Source organism: Streptomyces sp. NPDC016562 (assembly GCF_043076955.1).
Lineage (GTDB): Bacteria > Actinomycetota > Actinomycetes > Streptomycetales > Streptomycetaceae > Streptomyces.
In genome coordinates this window covers 806,362-820,290 of record NZ_JBIBRZ010000001.1, presented here as the reverse complement: position 1 = coordinate 820,290, position 13,929 = coordinate 806,362, and the positions used below count along the sequence as shown (strand labels likewise).

The following is a 13,929-nucleotide window of genomic DNA, read 5'->3' as shown; positions in this document are numbered from 1 at the left end:
CCCCGAGCCGTGTTGAGTGTCCTTGAGGTCAGTTGGCCTCAAGATTTCACTTCCGACAGTGCTACGCGCGTAGAAGCATCGTGGACGCGATACTTTCACTCCCCGCCCTGTCCCCCCCTGCCTTCCGCTCCTTCCGCGCCAAGGAGAGTGCGTCATCAACGCGTCCAGCCCGCCCCCCGCCGTAGAACTGCACGGCATCACCAAGCGCTTCCCCGGCGTCGTCGCCAACAAGGACATCGCGATCACCGTCCGCAAGGGCACGGTCCATGCCTTGATCGGCGAGAACGGCGCCGGCAAGTCGACCCTGATGAAGATCCTCTACGGCATGCAGAAGCCGGACGAGGGCACCATCGCCATCGACGGGGAGCAGGTCTCCTTCAGCAGCCCCGGCGACGCCATCGCCCGCGGCATCGGCATGGTGCACCAGCACTTCATGCTCGCCGACAACCTCACCGTCCTGGAGAACGTGGTCCTCGGCGGCGAGAAGCTGTACGGCATCGGCGCCAAGGCCCGTAAGAAGATCAAGGAGATCTCGGACTCCTACGGTCTCGGCGTGCGTCCCGACGCCCTGGTCGAGGACCTCGGTGTCGCCGACCGCCAGCGCGTGGAGATCCTCAAGGTCCTCTACCGCGGCGCCAAGATCCTCATCCTCGACGAGCCGACCGCCGTGCTCGTGCCGCAGGAGGTGGACGCGCTCTTCGACAACCTGCGCGAGCTCAAGGCCGAGGGCCTGACCGTCATCTTCATCTCGCACAAGCTGGGCGAGGTCCTGAAGGTCGCCGACGACATCACCGTCATCCGGCGCGGCACCACGGTCGGCACCGCGGACCCGAAGACCGCCACCACCAAGCAGCTGGCCGAGCTGATGGTCGGCTCCGAGCTGCCGTCGCCGGAGACCCGCGAGTCCACGGTGACCACCACCCCGATGCTGCGGGTCGACGGCCTGCGCCTGGCCGCGACCGACCCGGACGGCGTCGTCCGCGAGGTGCTGGCCGGCATCGACTTCACCATCCACAAGGGTGAGGTCCTCGGCATCGCCGGCGTCGAGGGCAACGGCCAGACGGAGCTCATCGAGGCCCTGATGGGCATGAGCATCCCCGACGGCGGAACGATCACGCTGGACGGCGCCGACATCTCCACCGCCCCGACGCGCTCGCGCCGCGTGGCCGGCATCGGCTACATCCCCGAGGACCGCCACCGCCACGGCCTGCTGCTGGAGTCCTCCCTCTGGGAGAACCGCATCCTCGGCCACGTCACCGAGGCGCCCAACTCCAAGCGCGGCATCCTCGACCCGAAGGCGGCCCGCAAGGACACCGAGCGGATCGTGCGCGAGTACGACGTCCGCACGCCCGGCATCGAGGTCACCGCGGCCTCGCTCTCCGGCGGCAACCAGCAGAAGCTGATCGTCGGCCGCGAGATGAGCCACAACCCGAAGTTCCTGATCGCCGCCCACCCCACCCGCGGTGTGGACGTCGGCGCGCAGGCGCAGATCTGGGACGCGATCCGCGAGGCCCGCCGCGAAGGACTGGCGGTCCTGCTGATCTCCGCCGACCTGGACGAGCTGATCGGTCTGTCCGACACGCTGCGCGTGATCTACCGCGGCCGGCTGGTCGCGGACGCCGACCCGGCGACCGTCACCCCCGAGGAACTCGGCACCGCCATGACGGGCGCCGCCTCCGGGCACCTGGAAGCAACCGACAACCACTCCGCCACCGGCCCCGACGCGGGTGCCGCAACGCCGGAGGACGAGGCCCGATGAAGAAATTCGACAAGGACCGGCTGATCCTCGCCTTCGCCGGGCCCGTGCTCGCGCTCGTCAGCGCCTTCGTGCTGACCATGATCGTGCTGGGGGCGACGGGCATCGACCCGATCGAGCCGCTGCGCCTCATGGTGGAGAACGCCGGTTACGAGGACGTCCAGGTCCTCATCGTGAACCAGGCGGGCACCTACTACCTGGCAGCCCTGGCCGTGGCCATCGGCTTCCGGATGAACCTCTTCAACATCGGCGTCGACGGCCAGTACCGCCTCGCCGCGATGATCTCCGCGCTGGTCGGCACCGCCGTCACGCTGCCCGGCCCGCTGCACCTCCTCGTGATCGTGCTCGTCGCCATGCTGACCGGTGCCTTCTGGTCCGGCATCGCGGGTGTCCTCAAGGCCAAGCGCGGGGTGAGCGAGGTCGTGTCGACGATCATGCTCAACGCCATCGCGACCAGCCTCATCGCGTGGCTGATCCTGCCGAAGAACCTCGGCGTCCAGCCGGCGGGCTCCAACGACCTGACGACCGGCGAGATCGCCGAGTCCGGCTGGTTCCCGGCCCTGTCGATCGGTGACGGCCTGGAGATCTACGGCTTCACCTTCGTGGCGTTCGCCCTCGGCGTCGTCTACTGGTTCACGCTCAACCGCACCCGCTTCGGCTTCGACCTGCGCGCCACCGGCGCCAGCGAGTCCGCCGCCCAGGCCTCCGGTGTCGACGCCAAGAAGATGATCATCACCTCGATGCTGATCTCGGGCGCGGTCGCCGGCCTGTCCGGCATGCCGCAGCTGCTGGGCGAGACCCACACGTACAACCTGTCCTTCCCGGTGGGTGTCGGCTTCACCGGCATCACCATCGCGCTGCTCGGCCGCAACAGCCCGGTCGGCATCCTCTTCGCCGCGTTCCTGATGTCCTTCATCGACAAGGCCTCGGCCTCGCTCGACACGGAGGGGTACGCGAAGGAGATCGGCACGATCATGAAGGGCCTGATCGTGATCGCGGTCGTCGTCTCGTACGAGCTCGTCCGCCGTTACGGCATCCGCCGCCAGCAGCAGAAGGTCGGCGAGGAACTGGCCGCAGGCCACGCCATCAAGACCGAGAAGGAGGTCGCGGCGTGAGCACCAGCACCGTTTCCGCGACGGCCGCCGCCCCGAAGAAGTCCGGCGGCCGCAAGAAGCTCACCCTGCCCTGGATCATGCTGATCGTCGCGGGTGGCCTCGCGCTGGTCTCCCTGGTCCGCCTGATCAGCGGGGCCAACGACCTGACCTCGGTCGGCCAGGTCTCGGGCGCCCTCTCGCTGGCCGTGCCGATCGGCCTCGCCGGCCTCGGTGGTCTGTGGGCCGAGCGCGCCGGTGTCGTCAACATCGGTCTCGAAGGCATGATGATCCTCGGCACCTGGTTCGGTGCCTGGGCCGGCTACCAGTGGGGCCCGTGGACGGGTGTCGCGCTCGGCATCCTCGGCGGCGCCGTCGGCGGCCTGCTGCACGCGATCATCACGGTCACCTTCAACGTGAACCACATCGTCTCCGGTGTGGCCATCAACATCCTGGCGCTGGGCTTCACCCAGTACCTGTCGAACTTCACGTTCGCCGACGCGCCGGGCGGCTCCTCCAAGCAGTCCCCGCAGGTCGAGCCCATCACCAAGATCACCGTGCCGGGGTTGTCGGACTGGATGTCCGACCTCCAGGGCAAGCACTGGTTCTTCGTCTCGGACCTCGCCGGCGTCATCGGCGGCCTGGTCACCGAGATCTCGCTGCTGACGGTCCTCGCCCTGCTGCTGATCCCGGCCACCTGGTGGGTGCTGTGGCGCACCACCTTCGGCCTGCGGCTGCGCTCCTGCGGTGAGAACCCGGTCGCCGCGGAGTCGCTGGGCGTCAACGTCTACAAGTACAAGTACATCGCCGTGATCGTCTCGGGCGGCCTGGCCGGCCTGGGCGGCGTGTTCCTGTCCATCGTCGCCAGCCCCATCTACCAGGAGGGGCAGACCGGCGGCCGCGGCTACATCGGTCTCGCCGCGATGATCTTCGGTAACTGGATGCCGGGCGGCATGGCCCTGGGCGCGGGCCTGTTCGGCTTCATCGACAGCCTCAAGCTGCGCGGTGGCGCCGAGAACGTCCACGCGATGCTGCTGCTGATCGCGATCCTGCTGGTGCTGGTCTGCGCCTGGCAGCTCTACAAGAAGAAGTACGTCCAGGCGGGCGCCTCGGCGGTCTTCGCCGCGCTGCTGTTCGTCTGGTACGCGGCGACGGACTCGGTGCCGAGCCAGTTCGTGGACGCGGCCCCGTACCTGACGACGCTGCTGGTGCTCGCCCTGTCGGCGCAGCGCCTGCGGATGCCGAAGGCGGACGGCCTGCCGTACCGCAAGGGCCAGGGCAAGTGACGCCGGCGCCCACCGTCGACTGGGAGGCCCTGCGCGAGGCCGCCCGGGACGCCATGTCCCGGGCCTACGCCCCGTACTCGGGCTTCCCCGTCGGGGTCGCCGCGCTCGTCGACGACGGCCGCACGGTCGTCGGCTGCAACGTGGAGAACGCGAGCTACGGGCTCGGCCTGTGCGCCGAGTGCGGCCTGGTCTCCTCCCTCCAGGCGACGGGCGGGGGCCGGCTGACGCACTTCACCTGCGTCGACGGCCGGGGCGAGATCCTCGTCCCGTGCGGCCGCTGCCGCCAGCTGCTCTTCGAATTCGGCGGAGCGGAACTGCTGGTGGAGACCCCTAAGGGGATCCTTCCGCTGGCGGAGATGCTGCCCCAGGCCTTCGGGCCCGACCACTTGAGATAGCCGTGCCGACGGCCCTCCGCCCCGGGGCGGGGGGCCGTCGTACTTCCGCAAACCCCTCTCTCTATGCGCGTAGAAGGAAGCACCACATGGACGTCATCTCCGTCATCCGGACCAAGCGGGACCGCGGTGAACTGAGCCCCGAGCAGATCGACTGGGTCATCGACGCGTACACCCGCGGTGTCGTGGCCGACGAGCAGATGTCCGCGCTGGCGATGGCCATCCTGCTCAACGGCATGAACCGCACCGAGATCGCCCGCTGGACGGCGGCGATGATCGCCTCCGGCGAGCGCATGAACTTCGACTCGCTCTCCCGGCCCACCGCCGACAAGCACTCCACGGGCGGCGTCGGCGACAAGATCACCCTGCCGCTGGCCCCCCTCGTCGCCGCGTGCGGCGCGGCCGTCCCGCAGCTGTCGGGCCGCGGGCTCGGCCACACCGGCGGCACCCTCGACAAGCTGGAGTCCATCCCCGGCTGGCGCGCGCTGCTCTCCAACGAGGAGATGATGCACGTGCTGGACACCACCGGCGCGGTCATCTGCGCCGCGGGTGACGGTCTGGCCCCGGCGGACAAGAAGCTCTACGCCCTGCGCGACGTCACCGGCACGGTCGAGGCCATCCCGCTCATCGCCTCCTCGATCATGTCCAAGAAGATCGCCGAGGGTACGGGCTCGCTCGTCCTGGACGTCAAGGTCGGCACCGGCGCCTTCATGAAGAACATCGAGGACGCGCGGGAACTGGCGCGGACCATGGTGGGCCTCGGCACCGACTCGGGCGTCAAGACCGTCGCGCTGCTGACGGACATGTCCACCCCGCTGGGCCTGACCGCCGGAAACGCGCTGGAGGTCCGCGAGTCGGTGGAGGTCCTGGCGGGCGGCGGCCCGGCGGACGTCGTCGAGCTGACCATCGCGCTGGCCCAGGAGATGCTGGAGGCGGCGGGCATCAAGGACGCCGACCCGGCGAAGGCCCTGGCCGACGGCTCCGCGATGGACCACTGGCGCCGGATGATCGCGGCCCAGGGCGGCGACCCGGACGCGGCCCTGCCGGTGGCCCGCGAGCAGCACGTCGTCACGGCCCCGGCGTCGGGCGTCCTGACGCGCCTGGACGCGTACGGCGTCGGCGTCGGCGCGTGGCGCCTGGGCGCGGGCCGCGCCCGCAAGGAGGACCCGGTGCAGGCGGGCGCGGGCATCGAGCTGCACGCGAAGCCGGGCGACACCGTCACGGCCGGCCAGCCGCTGATGACCCTGCACACGGACACCCCGGAGAAGTTCGAGTACGCGCTGGCCGCCCTGGAGGGCGGCTACGACATCGCTCCGGCGGGCACGGCCTTCTCCGCCACGCCGATCATCCTGGACCGCATCGCCTGACCTGCACTTCCCTATCGGGTGAACGGGACCGGTGGACCCCCGCCGGTCCCGTTCGGCATGCTGGGATCGGTGACGAACCGATTGAGGAGCACACCATGAGCGCACTCGCAGTCGAGCACCAGCCTCCGAGCGGTGACGACTGGGATTCGGTCGTCCGCCTCTGGGAGGAGACGGACTGGCCGGAGGGCTGCAAGGTGGAGATCATCGAGGGGATCGTCACCGTGGCACCACCGCCCGTCAACAATCACAACCTGATCGCCGCGGCGGTGCAGCGGCGCCTGTACCAGGTGATCCCCGATGACTGGGAGATCTTCCAGACTCTCAACGTCGCCGTCCCGAGCCGCGGCGGCCTTTACATCCCGGATCTCGCGGTCGTCCCGCGGGAGGCGGTGCCCCGAGGGGAGAACGTCACGCCTGCGGACGTCGCGGAGCTCGTCGTGGAGATCACCTCCCGGTCGAACGCCGCCAATGACCGCGTCTCCAAACTCAACGGCTACGCCGCAGCGGGCATCCCGCTCTACCTCCTCATCGACCCGCACGCGACCGGCAGCCCCACCGTCCACCTTTACGGCGAGCCCGAGGATGGCCAGTACCGCGTCCTGCACGCGGGCAAGTTCGGCGAGACCGTCCACCTCCCCGAGCCGTTCGACCTCACCCTCGACACTTTTGGCTGGCCCCGCCCGTAAGCGGGCACGACCTACCGATGAGTTCCGGGCTGCCGGGCGGTCAGAGTCCCGTGGAGATCATCCGACTCGTACTGCCCGGACCCAGCCCGACCGAACAGGACGTGGCGCAGCTGTGCGCGCGGCTGGCGCGGCTCTACGACGACGGGGCGCGCACCGTGGTGTGCGACGCGAGCGCCGTGACCGCGCCCGGGCTCGGCGCCGTCGAGGCGCTCGCCCGGCTGCGGCTCACCGCGCGGGGCCGCGGCTTCACCGTCACCGGGACCGGCCCCGCCTACCGTGCGCTACTGGACCTCGTGGGCCTCGTCGAGCTGCTCGGGGAGGCCGAACAGCGGGAACCACCGGGCGGTGTCCAGGAAGGCGTTGAGCCCGGTGATCCTGCCGTCTGAGACCTCCAGGACCTGGAGCGCCCACGGCGTGTGACCCGGCAGCCCGTCCTCGCGCGGCCGGTACTGCCCGAAGGCCGGCATGCCGTTCGCGGTGGTCGGGATCAGGCGCGAGCCCTTGCAGCCGATGCCCTGGTTCAGGTGCCACGCCGCGATGTCCTCGTGGCCCTGGAGCCACAGGTCGTACGGCGGCATGGACAGGACCGCGTCCTCGTGCAGGAGCGTGGTGAGCCGGGTGATGTCGTACGCCTCGAAGGCCGACACGTACTGCTCCAGCAGCTTCGCCTGCTCCTCGTCCAGCGGGTCGGCGGCCTCGCTCGCGCGGACCCGGCTGCCCGCGAGGGTGGCCCGCGCCCGCTGGAGGGCGCTGTTCACCGAGGCCACGGTGGTGTCCAGCAGCTGGGCGACCTCGTCCGCCTTCCAGGCCAGCACCTCGCGCAGGATCAGCACCGCCCGCTGCTTCGCCGGCAGGTGCTGGAGCGCCGCGACGAAGGCCAGCCGGACGGACTCCTTGGCGAGGGCCATCTCCGCCGGGTCGGCGGTCTGCGGCAGCACGCGGCCGTCCGGGACCGGCTCCAGCCAGGTCACCTCGGGCCGCTCGCTCAGCACGGCGGAGGCCTGGTGCTGCGGGGCGGTCAGGTCCATCGGGCGGGCCCTCCTGGTGCCGGCCTTCAGGAGGTCCAGGCAGACGTTGGTGGCGATCCGGTACAGCCAGGACCGCAGCGAGGAGCGGCCCTCGAACTTCTCGTGGCTGCGCCAGGCGCGGATGTACGTGTCCTGCACCGCGTCCTCGGCGTCGAAGGACGAGCCGAGCATCCGGTAGCAGTAGCCGGTGAGCTCGACCCGGTACCGGTCCATCGCCGCATCGAGGTCCGTGGTGGTGGCGAGGTCGCTCATGTCCGTTGGTCCCCCTGGTAGTTCCCGATACTCCGGAAACTACCCGAGAGGTCTGACAACGGCAGCCGGAAGCGCCGGTCCGCACCGGCCGACCGCCGATCTGTCGACATCAAGTATCTTGACGTCAAGATTGATCTGGGGCAGGCTTCCGCCATGTATCTCGACATCGAGATACATGGACGGCGGGGACGGCGACGGGGAGGCCTGGAATGCGGCGCGGTGGGGACATCCGGACGGCACGGCGGGGGGAGCCCGGCCTGATCGCACAGCTGCGCCGGCCGCCGGGGGGCCGCGACGCGCGGATCATGCTGCTCGCGCAGGCCCTGGACCGCGCGGGGACGGGCGTATGGGCCGCGTCCAGCGTCCTCTACTTCACCTTCATCGTCGGGCTCGACGCCGGCCGGCTCGGCCTGCTGCTGGGCGCGGCCGGCGTGGCGGGCATCGCCGGATCACCTCTGGCGGGCCACCTCGCCGACCGGTTCCCCGTGCGCGCCCTGCTGATCGGCTGCCACCTGCTCCGCCTGGGCACCCTCTGCGCGCTGCTGGTGGTCACCGAATTCCGGCTGCTGCTGCCCGTGTTCGCCCTCACCCACCTCGCGGACCGGGCGGCCAAGACGCTGGAGATGCTCTTCGCCACGAGGGTCGCGGGGGAGCGGCGCGCCACTTACCAGGCGCTGTCGCGCAGTTCGGCGAACGCCGGCTACGCCCTCGGCGCGGGCCTCGCCGCGATCGGCCTCGCCGTCGGCACCCGGGGCGCCTACCACGTCCTGATCCTGGCCAACGCACTGTCCTTCCTGGCGGCCGCGGCCCTGGTGTGGCGCACCCGGGAGCCGCGCGGCCGCGGGCTCGTGGTCGCGCCGCCCGCCGACGAGGAACGGGACCGCACGGTCCCGGGCGACCCCACGTCCGGGCCGGCGTCGGCCGCCCCGCCCGGGCCGAGCCCCTGGCGCGACCGCGGCTACCTCCGGTTCGTCCTGCTGGACGTCCCGATGAACCTGGACGACTCGATCCTCACCGTCGGCCTGCCGCTGTGGCTGGTGAGCCACACCACCGCGCCCCACGCCCTCATCCCGGCCTTCCTGGTCATCAACACCGTGCTCGTCGTCGCCCTCCAACTGCGCGTGTCGGCCCGGGTCCAGGGCGCCCGCCGGGCGACGGGGGCCGTCGCCTGGTACGGGCTGACGACCCTGGCCTGCTGCGTCCTGCTGGCCGCGGCCGCCGGGGGAGGGGTGTGGGCCGCCTCGGCGGCCCTGCTCGCCGCGGCGGTGCTGGGCACCGCGGCGGAGCTGATGCGGTCGGTGAGCTCCTGGGAACTGGCGGTGCGCCTCGCACCCCACGAGGCGCGCGCCTCCTACCTCGGCGTGGCCGGCATGGCCCAGTCCGTCCAGAAGTCCGCGGGCCCGCTGCTGCTCACCGGCGCCGTCATGACCGCCGGCCCGGCGGGCTGGCTGGCCCTCGGAGCGGCGGTGGCCGGGCTGTCCCTCGTACAACGCCGGTCCAGCCTGCGGAGGTTGGACCGCCTGACTGCGGAGCCCGAGCGGGCGCCGGCCGGCTCGCCCCGCTGAACCCGCCGGTCACCGCGCCTCGTCGGCCGTCAGGTGCCGGGCTTGCGCCCGTACACGTAGACGTCCTCGCCCTTGCCCAGCATGCTCCAGTACGCCTTGGCGTCGGCGGGCCGCATGTTCACGCAGCCGCCCGAACCGGGCGGGTTCCACATGCTCTTGCCGGTCGAGTGGAAGGCTATGCCGCCGTCGAAGAACTGCGCGTAGGGCATCGCGACGTCGTAGAGCGTCGACCAGTGGTCGATGCTGCGGTAGTAGATCTTCTTCAGGCCGGTCCGGGTCGGCGTGCCCTGCTTGCCGGTGCGGACCGGGACCGGGCCGTACGCCAGCGCGGCCCCGTCCTGGATCCAGCTCAGCTGCCGCGTCAGGTCGACGCAGGCGATCCGCCCGCGGTTCGTGGGGCAGTCGCCCGCCTTGTTCGGGGTGGTGCCCGCCGCCCGCTGGGCCAGGATCGTGCTCATCGTCTGCCAGGTCAGCGGCCCGGCGTACCCCTGGGCCGGGGTGATCCCGTGGCGCGACTGGAACGCCCTGACGGCCGCGCAGTCGGCCGCCGACTGCCTGCCGTCCACGGGCCGCCCGAGGAACTGCTCCACCTGCCGCTGGTAGGGGCCCGTGGTCAGATTGCAGGAGGCGGCCCGCGCCGGCCCGCCCGCCACGACCACCGTCGGCAGGGCCAGCGCCAGGGCCGCCACCCCGCTCCACACCGCCGCCGGCCGCCTCCTTCCCCCGCGCGACGTCCTCGCCCTCGCCCACGTCCGCGTCCTCGTCGGTGTCCCCATCGGTCCTCCCCTGTGCGCACGGCGTCGTTCCCGGTGTTGCATGCCCGGAAAACCAGCGGGGTCCGCGTGGACGGCGAGCGTAGATTTCGTCAGCGCGCGACCATCGCCCGCGACGGCATCCGCCGCCGCGCCTCCGGCGCCCGCTCCGCCCGCGCCGCGTGCGACCCGTACAGGGTGATCGCCACGACGCCGAGCACCGCCAGCAGCGCGAGGCCGACCGTGGCCGCCCAGCCCGCCCCGTGGTAGGCGAGGGCGCCCAGGGTGCCGCCGGCGCTGGAGCCGAGGTAGTACGCCGACTGGTAGAGCGCCGAGGCCTGCGCCCGGCCCGTCTTCGCCGTCCGGCTCACCGCGGCGGAGGCCACCGCGTGCCCGGCGAAGAAGCCCGCCGTGATCAGGACGAGCCCGGCGAGGACCGCCGCCAGGGACTCGGCCAGCGACAGCAGCAGCCCCAGCGCGGTGGTGGTGACGGCCAGGTACAGCGCGCCGCGCCGTCCCGTGCGGGCCACCAGCCGGCCGGCGGCCGCGGAGGAGACCGTACCGACCAGGTAGATCAGGAAGATCGACCCGACCACGCCCTGCCCGAGCGAGAACGGCTCGGCCACGAGGCGGTAGCCGATGACGGTGTACACCGCCCCGAAGACGGTCATGAACAGCGCGCCGATCCCGTACAGCCGCAGCAGCAGCGGATCGCGCAGGTGGCCGCGGACGGTACGCCCCACCGCGCGCGGGTTCAGCGACGCGGGCCGGAAGAACCGCGCCCGGGGCAGCAGCACCAGGAAGGCCGCCGCGCAGGCCAGCGACATCAGCGCGACGGCGCCCAGACCGGCCCGCCAGCCCCCGAGCTGCGCCGCCCAGCCGGTGACGATGCGGCCGCTCATGCCGCCGATCGAGTTCCCCGCCACGAACAGGCCGATCGCACCCACCAGGGCCTTCGGCTTGACCTCCTCCGCCAGGTACGCCATCGCGGACGCCGGGACACCGGCGATCGCCGCGCCCTGAACGGCGCGCAGCGCGATGAGCCACTCCAGGTTCGGCGCGAGGGGGATCAGCAGGGCGACGCCCACGGCCACCACGATCGACCAGGTCATCATCCGGGTGCGCCCGAACCGCTCGGACAGGGCGCTGAGCGGCAGGACGAACAGGGCGAGCGCGCCGGTGGCCGCGGACACCGTCCAGCTGGCCTGACCCGCCGTCACCCCGAAGCCGTCGGAGATCGCGGGCAGCAGCGCCTGGGTGGAGTAGAGGAGTGCGAAGGTCGCGAGTCCGGCGGCGAAGAGCGCGAGGCTCATCCGGCGGTAGCCGGGACGGCCGGGCTCCCGGCCCTCGGGGGAGGGGTCCAGGGACGACAAGGGAGAGGCACCCGTGCTGACGGGTGCCCCGGTATGAGCGGGAGGCATGAGAAAACCCTAGGTGCGCCTTTTTCATGCGTCCAATGCACGGATTCGCGATAATCGATCCACTCACGCATCAGCACAGCTCAGGACGGCGCATGTCGATGAACCGTTACGAAGAAGACATGGCAGTGACACGGGTACTGGCTCCGCGCCTCGCGTACTTCGCGGCCGTCGCCCGGCACGAGCACGTCACCCGCGCCGCGCACGAACTGGGCGTCCCCCAGTCCACCCTGTCGCGGGCCATGGTCCGCCTCGAAGAGGACCTGGGCGTCACGCTGTTCGCCCGCAAGGGCCGCACCGTCGCCCTCACCACGGCGGGCCGCACCTTCCTGGCCTCCACCGAACAGGCCCTCGACCAGATCGCCCGCGCCGCCGAATCCGTCCAGATGGACGCCGATCCGGCCTTCGGGAAGGTCGCCTTCGGCTTCCTGCACACCCTGGGATCCGAGACCGTGCCCGGCCTCATCCGCGCCTTCCGCGCCGACCACCCGCGCGTGCGCTTCTCCCTGGTCCAGAACTACGGCGAGGCCATGCTGGAGAAGCTCCGGGCGGGCGAGCTCGACCTCTGCCTCACCTCACCGCTCCCGGACGCCCCGGACCTCGTCGCCCGCCGCCTCGACGAACAGCGCCTGCGCCTGGTCGTCCCCGACGACCACCGCCTCGCCGGGCGCAAGCGCATCCGCCTCGCCGAGGCCGCGGAGGAGGCCTTCGTCACCCTGGAGGCCGGATACGGCCTGCGCCGCATCACCGACGACCTGTGCGCGGAGGCCGGGTTCACCCCCCGCGTCGCCTTCGAGGGCGAAGAGGCCGAAACCCTGCGCGGCCTGGTCGCCGCCGGCCTCGGGGTGGCGCTCCTGCCGCCCCCGGCCGTGGCCCGCCCCGGGGTGGTCGAGCTGACGGTCACGGCTCCGCGCGCCGCCCGCGAGATCGGCGTCGCCTGGCTCGACGGCCATCCCGACACCCCGCCGGTGGCGGCGTTCAAACGCTTCCTGCTGTCCCGCAGGGGCTCGCTGATCCCGGAGCTCTAGTTCGGCGGCGCGGCGGGCGGCGGCGCCAGCAAGTAACCCGCCTGGAAACGGGACTTGGCGCCGACCGCCCGCATGATCTCGGCGATGTGCCGCTGACAGGTCCGCTCCGACATGCCCAGGCGCCGCGCGATGACCTTGTCCTCCAGCCCCTCCGACAGCAGCCGGACGATCGTCTGCCGCAGCTCGTCCGAGAGCGACCGCGCCGCCACCGGGCCCACCGAGGTCGGGAAGGGCTCGGCCCCCAGCCAGGAGCGCTCGAACGCCTCCGTCATGAAGTGCACGACGTTGGGCTCCCGCACCACCAGCGCCGCCCCGCTGTGGTCCGCCGCCTCCATCACCCCCGTGTGGCCGTCGAAGACCAGCATCCGCATCAGCCCGTCGCCCAGAGTCCGCACCTGGGCGCCCAGGGCCGTCACCCGCTCGACGTACGCCGCCGTGGGCCGCGAGTAGCGCGCCGTGTGCTGGTAGATCGTGCGCATCCGGACCCCGCGCGCCAGCAGCGACTCGTCCCGCCCGATCGACTCCTCCAGCGTCTCCGGTGGCCGGCCGCCGCCGGGCTGCGAGGTCAGCATCTCCCGCTCGCACGAGGCGACCAGCTCCGCGATCAGTCCCCGTACGACGCCCAGTTCCGTGACCAGCTCCAGCCGCCCCGGCCCCCTCGGGTCCCGGTGCGCGCTTCCCGCCTCGTACGCGGGCACCAGCGCCTCCAGCCGCCCGCGCAGGCGGTCCATCTCGTCGTGGGTCTCCCGTACGAGCAGGGCCAGCGGGGCCAGGGCCCGGGCCGCCGCGGCCCGGGGCGCGACGGCGCTCCACCGGTCCGGACAGCCGTCGGGCGCCCGCTGGAGCAGGTGGGCGGCGGTCAGCTCCGCGATGGCGGCGGCCGCGCACGCCCCCAGGGCGCAGGTCGCCTCGGTCGTGTCGAAGGCGTGCCGCTCGACGGCGTACGCGTAGAGGCGCCGGGCCGCGGGGCTCAGCTCCCCGGCCGCCGCGGCCTTCCCGGCTGCCCCGGCCGTCCCGACTGCCCCCGCCGCCCCCGCGTGATCGACTCCCTCGGCTGGCATGTGCCCATTCGTCCCAATCCGTGCCTGTTTGTAAACCCCTCGTGTTCCCGCAAGGCGGCAAGACGACGCCTCAGATGGCGCTGGGGACCTCCACCGAACCGGCACAGTGGCTGCACGGGGCGGACCTGGTGGTCGCGCCCGATCCACCGGCGCCCTCCGACCGAGCGGGGGCGGAGCGGTGGGCGCGGACGGGATCCGGCGCGGCCACCGAGACCCAGGATGGACCCGCGACCCGCGACCCGCGCTC

At 72.0% G+C, this 13,929-nt stretch carries 13 protein-coding genes; 9 read left to right on the top strand and 4 right to left on the bottom strand.

Features of this window, described 5'->3' with window-relative positions:
- Positions 1 to 154 precede the first annotated feature (154 nt).
- From ACF059_RS03740 to ACF059_RS03710, 7 genes are all read left to right on the top strand, one after another.
- Positions 155 to 1,759, top strand: coding sequence for an ABC transporter ATP-binding protein (locus ACF059_RS03740; RefSeq protein WP_392053017.1), 1,605 nt, complete (start codon positions 155 to 157; stop codon positions 1,757 to 1,759).
- A complete protein-coding gene (locus ACF059_RS03735; protein WP_366868335.1) occupies positions 1,756 to 2,871 on the top strand; it encodes an ABC transporter permease in 1,116 nt (371 codons plus the stop codon). Before ACF059_RS03740 ends, ACF059_RS03735 begins: the two co-directional genes overlap by 4 nt.
- Complete coding sequence (locus ACF059_RS03730; RefSeq protein WP_366868334.1) at positions 2,868 to 4,133, top strand: ABC transporter permease; 1,266 nt, start codon at positions 2,868 to 2,870, stop codon at positions 4,131 to 4,133. Before ACF059_RS03735 ends, ACF059_RS03730 begins: the two co-directional genes overlap by 4 nt.
- On the top strand, positions 4,130 to 4,528 hold the full coding sequence (locus tag ACF059_RS03725; protein ID WP_360897372.1) for a cytidine deaminase: 399 nt from the start codon (positions 4,130 to 4,132) through the stop codon (positions 4,526 to 4,528). Before ACF059_RS03730 ends, ACF059_RS03725 begins: the two co-directional genes overlap by 4 nt.
- An 86-nt stretch (positions 4,529 to 4,614) precedes the next feature.
- Positions 4,615 to 5,892, top strand: coding sequence for a thymidine phosphorylase (locus ACF059_RS03720; RefSeq protein WP_360897374.1), 1,278 nt, complete (start codon positions 4,615 to 4,617; stop codon positions 5,890 to 5,892).
- Between the two features lie 95 nt (positions 5,893 to 5,987).
- Positions 5,988 to 6,578, top strand: a complete 591-nt coding sequence (locus tag ACF059_RS03715) for a Uma2 family endonuclease (protein WP_392050847.1) — start codon at positions 5,988 to 5,990, stop codon at positions 6,576 to 6,578.
- Positions 6,579 to 6,595: 17 nt separating this feature from the next.
- The gene (locus ACF059_RS03710) at positions 6,596 to 6,964 is read left to right on the top strand and encodes an STAS domain-containing protein (protein WP_392050844.1); all 369 of its coding nucleotides are present in this window, start codon (positions 6,596 to 6,598) and stop codon (positions 6,962 to 6,964) included.
- On the opposite strand, the gene ACF059_RS03705 is transcribed toward ACF059_RS03710, so the two are convergent.
- Positions 6,860 to 7,858 (bottom strand): sigma-70 family RNA polymerase sigma factor, encoded by a 999-nt coding sequence (locus ACF059_RS03705; protein ID WP_392050842.1) that lies wholly within the window; start codon positions 7,856 to 7,858, stop codon positions 6,860 to 6,862. The two genes, ACF059_RS03710 and ACF059_RS03705, sit on opposite strands and share 105 nt — an antisense overlap.
- A gap of 209 nt (positions 7,859 to 8,067) precedes the next feature.
- On the opposite strand from ACF059_RS03705, the gene ACF059_RS03700 reads away from it, so the two are divergent.
- The gene (locus ACF059_RS03700) at positions 8,068 to 9,423 is read left to right on the top strand and encodes an MFS transporter (RefSeq protein WP_392050839.1); all 1,356 of its coding nucleotides are present in this window, start codon (positions 8,068 to 8,070) and stop codon (positions 9,421 to 9,423) included.
- A 29-nt stretch (positions 9,424 to 9,452) separates the two neighbouring features.
- Here the strand turns inward: ACF059_RS03700 and ACF059_RS03695 are convergent, their stop codons facing one another.
- Entirely contained in the window at positions 9,453 to 10,199 is a 747-nt protein-coding gene (locus ACF059_RS03695; RefSeq protein WP_392050836.1) for a L,D-transpeptidase family protein, read from the bottom strand.
- 89 nt (positions 10,200 to 10,288) lie between these two features.
- Entirely contained in the window at positions 10,289 to 11,596 is a 1,308-nt protein-coding gene (locus ACF059_RS03690; RefSeq protein WP_392050833.1) for an MFS transporter, read from the bottom strand.
- 98 nt (positions 11,597 to 11,694) lie between these two features.
- Here ACF059_RS03690 and ACF059_RS03685 point away from each other — a divergent pair, with 98 nt between their 5' ends.
- Entirely contained in the window at positions 11,695 to 12,621 is a 927-nt protein-coding gene (locus ACF059_RS03685) for a LysR family transcriptional regulator (RefSeq protein WP_366868362.1), read from the top strand.
- Here the strand turns inward: ACF059_RS03685 and ACF059_RS03680 are convergent.
- The gene (locus ACF059_RS03680; RefSeq protein WP_392050830.1) at positions 12,618 to 13,682 is read right to left on the bottom strand and encodes a LuxR C-terminal-related transcriptional regulator; all 1,065 of its coding nucleotides are present in this window, start codon (positions 13,680 to 13,682) and stop codon (positions 12,618 to 12,620) included. The two genes, ACF059_RS03685 and ACF059_RS03680, sit on opposite strands and share 4 nt — an antisense overlap.
- Positions 13,683 to 13,929: the final 247 nt, after the last annotated feature.

Coding starts and splice junctions, on each gene's coding strand:
- ACF059_RS03735 (WP_366868335.1), top strand. CDS start 1,756: ATGAAGAAATTCGACAAGGACCGGCTGATCCTCGCCTTCGCCGGGCCC.
- ACF059_RS03720 (WP_360897374.1), top strand. CDS start 4,615: ATGGACGTCATCTCCGTCATCCGGACCAAGCGGGACCGCGGTGAACTG.
- ACF059_RS03715 (WP_392050847.1), top strand. CDS start 5,988: ATGAGCGCACTCGCAGTCGAGCACCAGCCTCCGAGCGGTGACGACTGG.
- ACF059_RS03710 (WP_392050844.1), top strand. CDS start 6,596: ATGAGTTCCGGGCTGCCGGGCGGTCAGAGTCCCGTGGAGATCATCCGA.
- ACF059_RS03705 (WP_392050842.1), bottom strand. CDS start 7,858: ATGAGCGACCTCGCCACCACCACGGACCTCGATGCGGCGATGGACCGG.
- ACF059_RS03700 (WP_392050839.1), top strand. CDS start 8,068: ATGCGGCGCGGTGGGGACATCCGGACGGCACGGCGGGGGGAGCCCGGC.
- ACF059_RS03695 (WP_392050836.1), bottom strand. CDS start 10,199: ATGGGGACACCGACGAGGACGCGGACGTGGGCGAGGGCGAGGACGTCG.
- ACF059_RS03690 (WP_392050833.1), bottom strand. CDS start 11,596: ATGCCTCCCGCTCATACCGGGGCACCCGTCAGCACGGGTGCCTCTCCC.
- ACF059_RS03685 (WP_366868362.1), top strand. CDS start 11,695: ATGAACCGTTACGAAGAAGACATGGCAGTGACACGGGTACTGGCTCCG.
- ACF059_RS03680 (WP_392050830.1), bottom strand. CDS start 13,682: ATGCCAGCCGAGGGAGTCGATCACGCGGGGGCGGCGGGGGCAGTCGGG.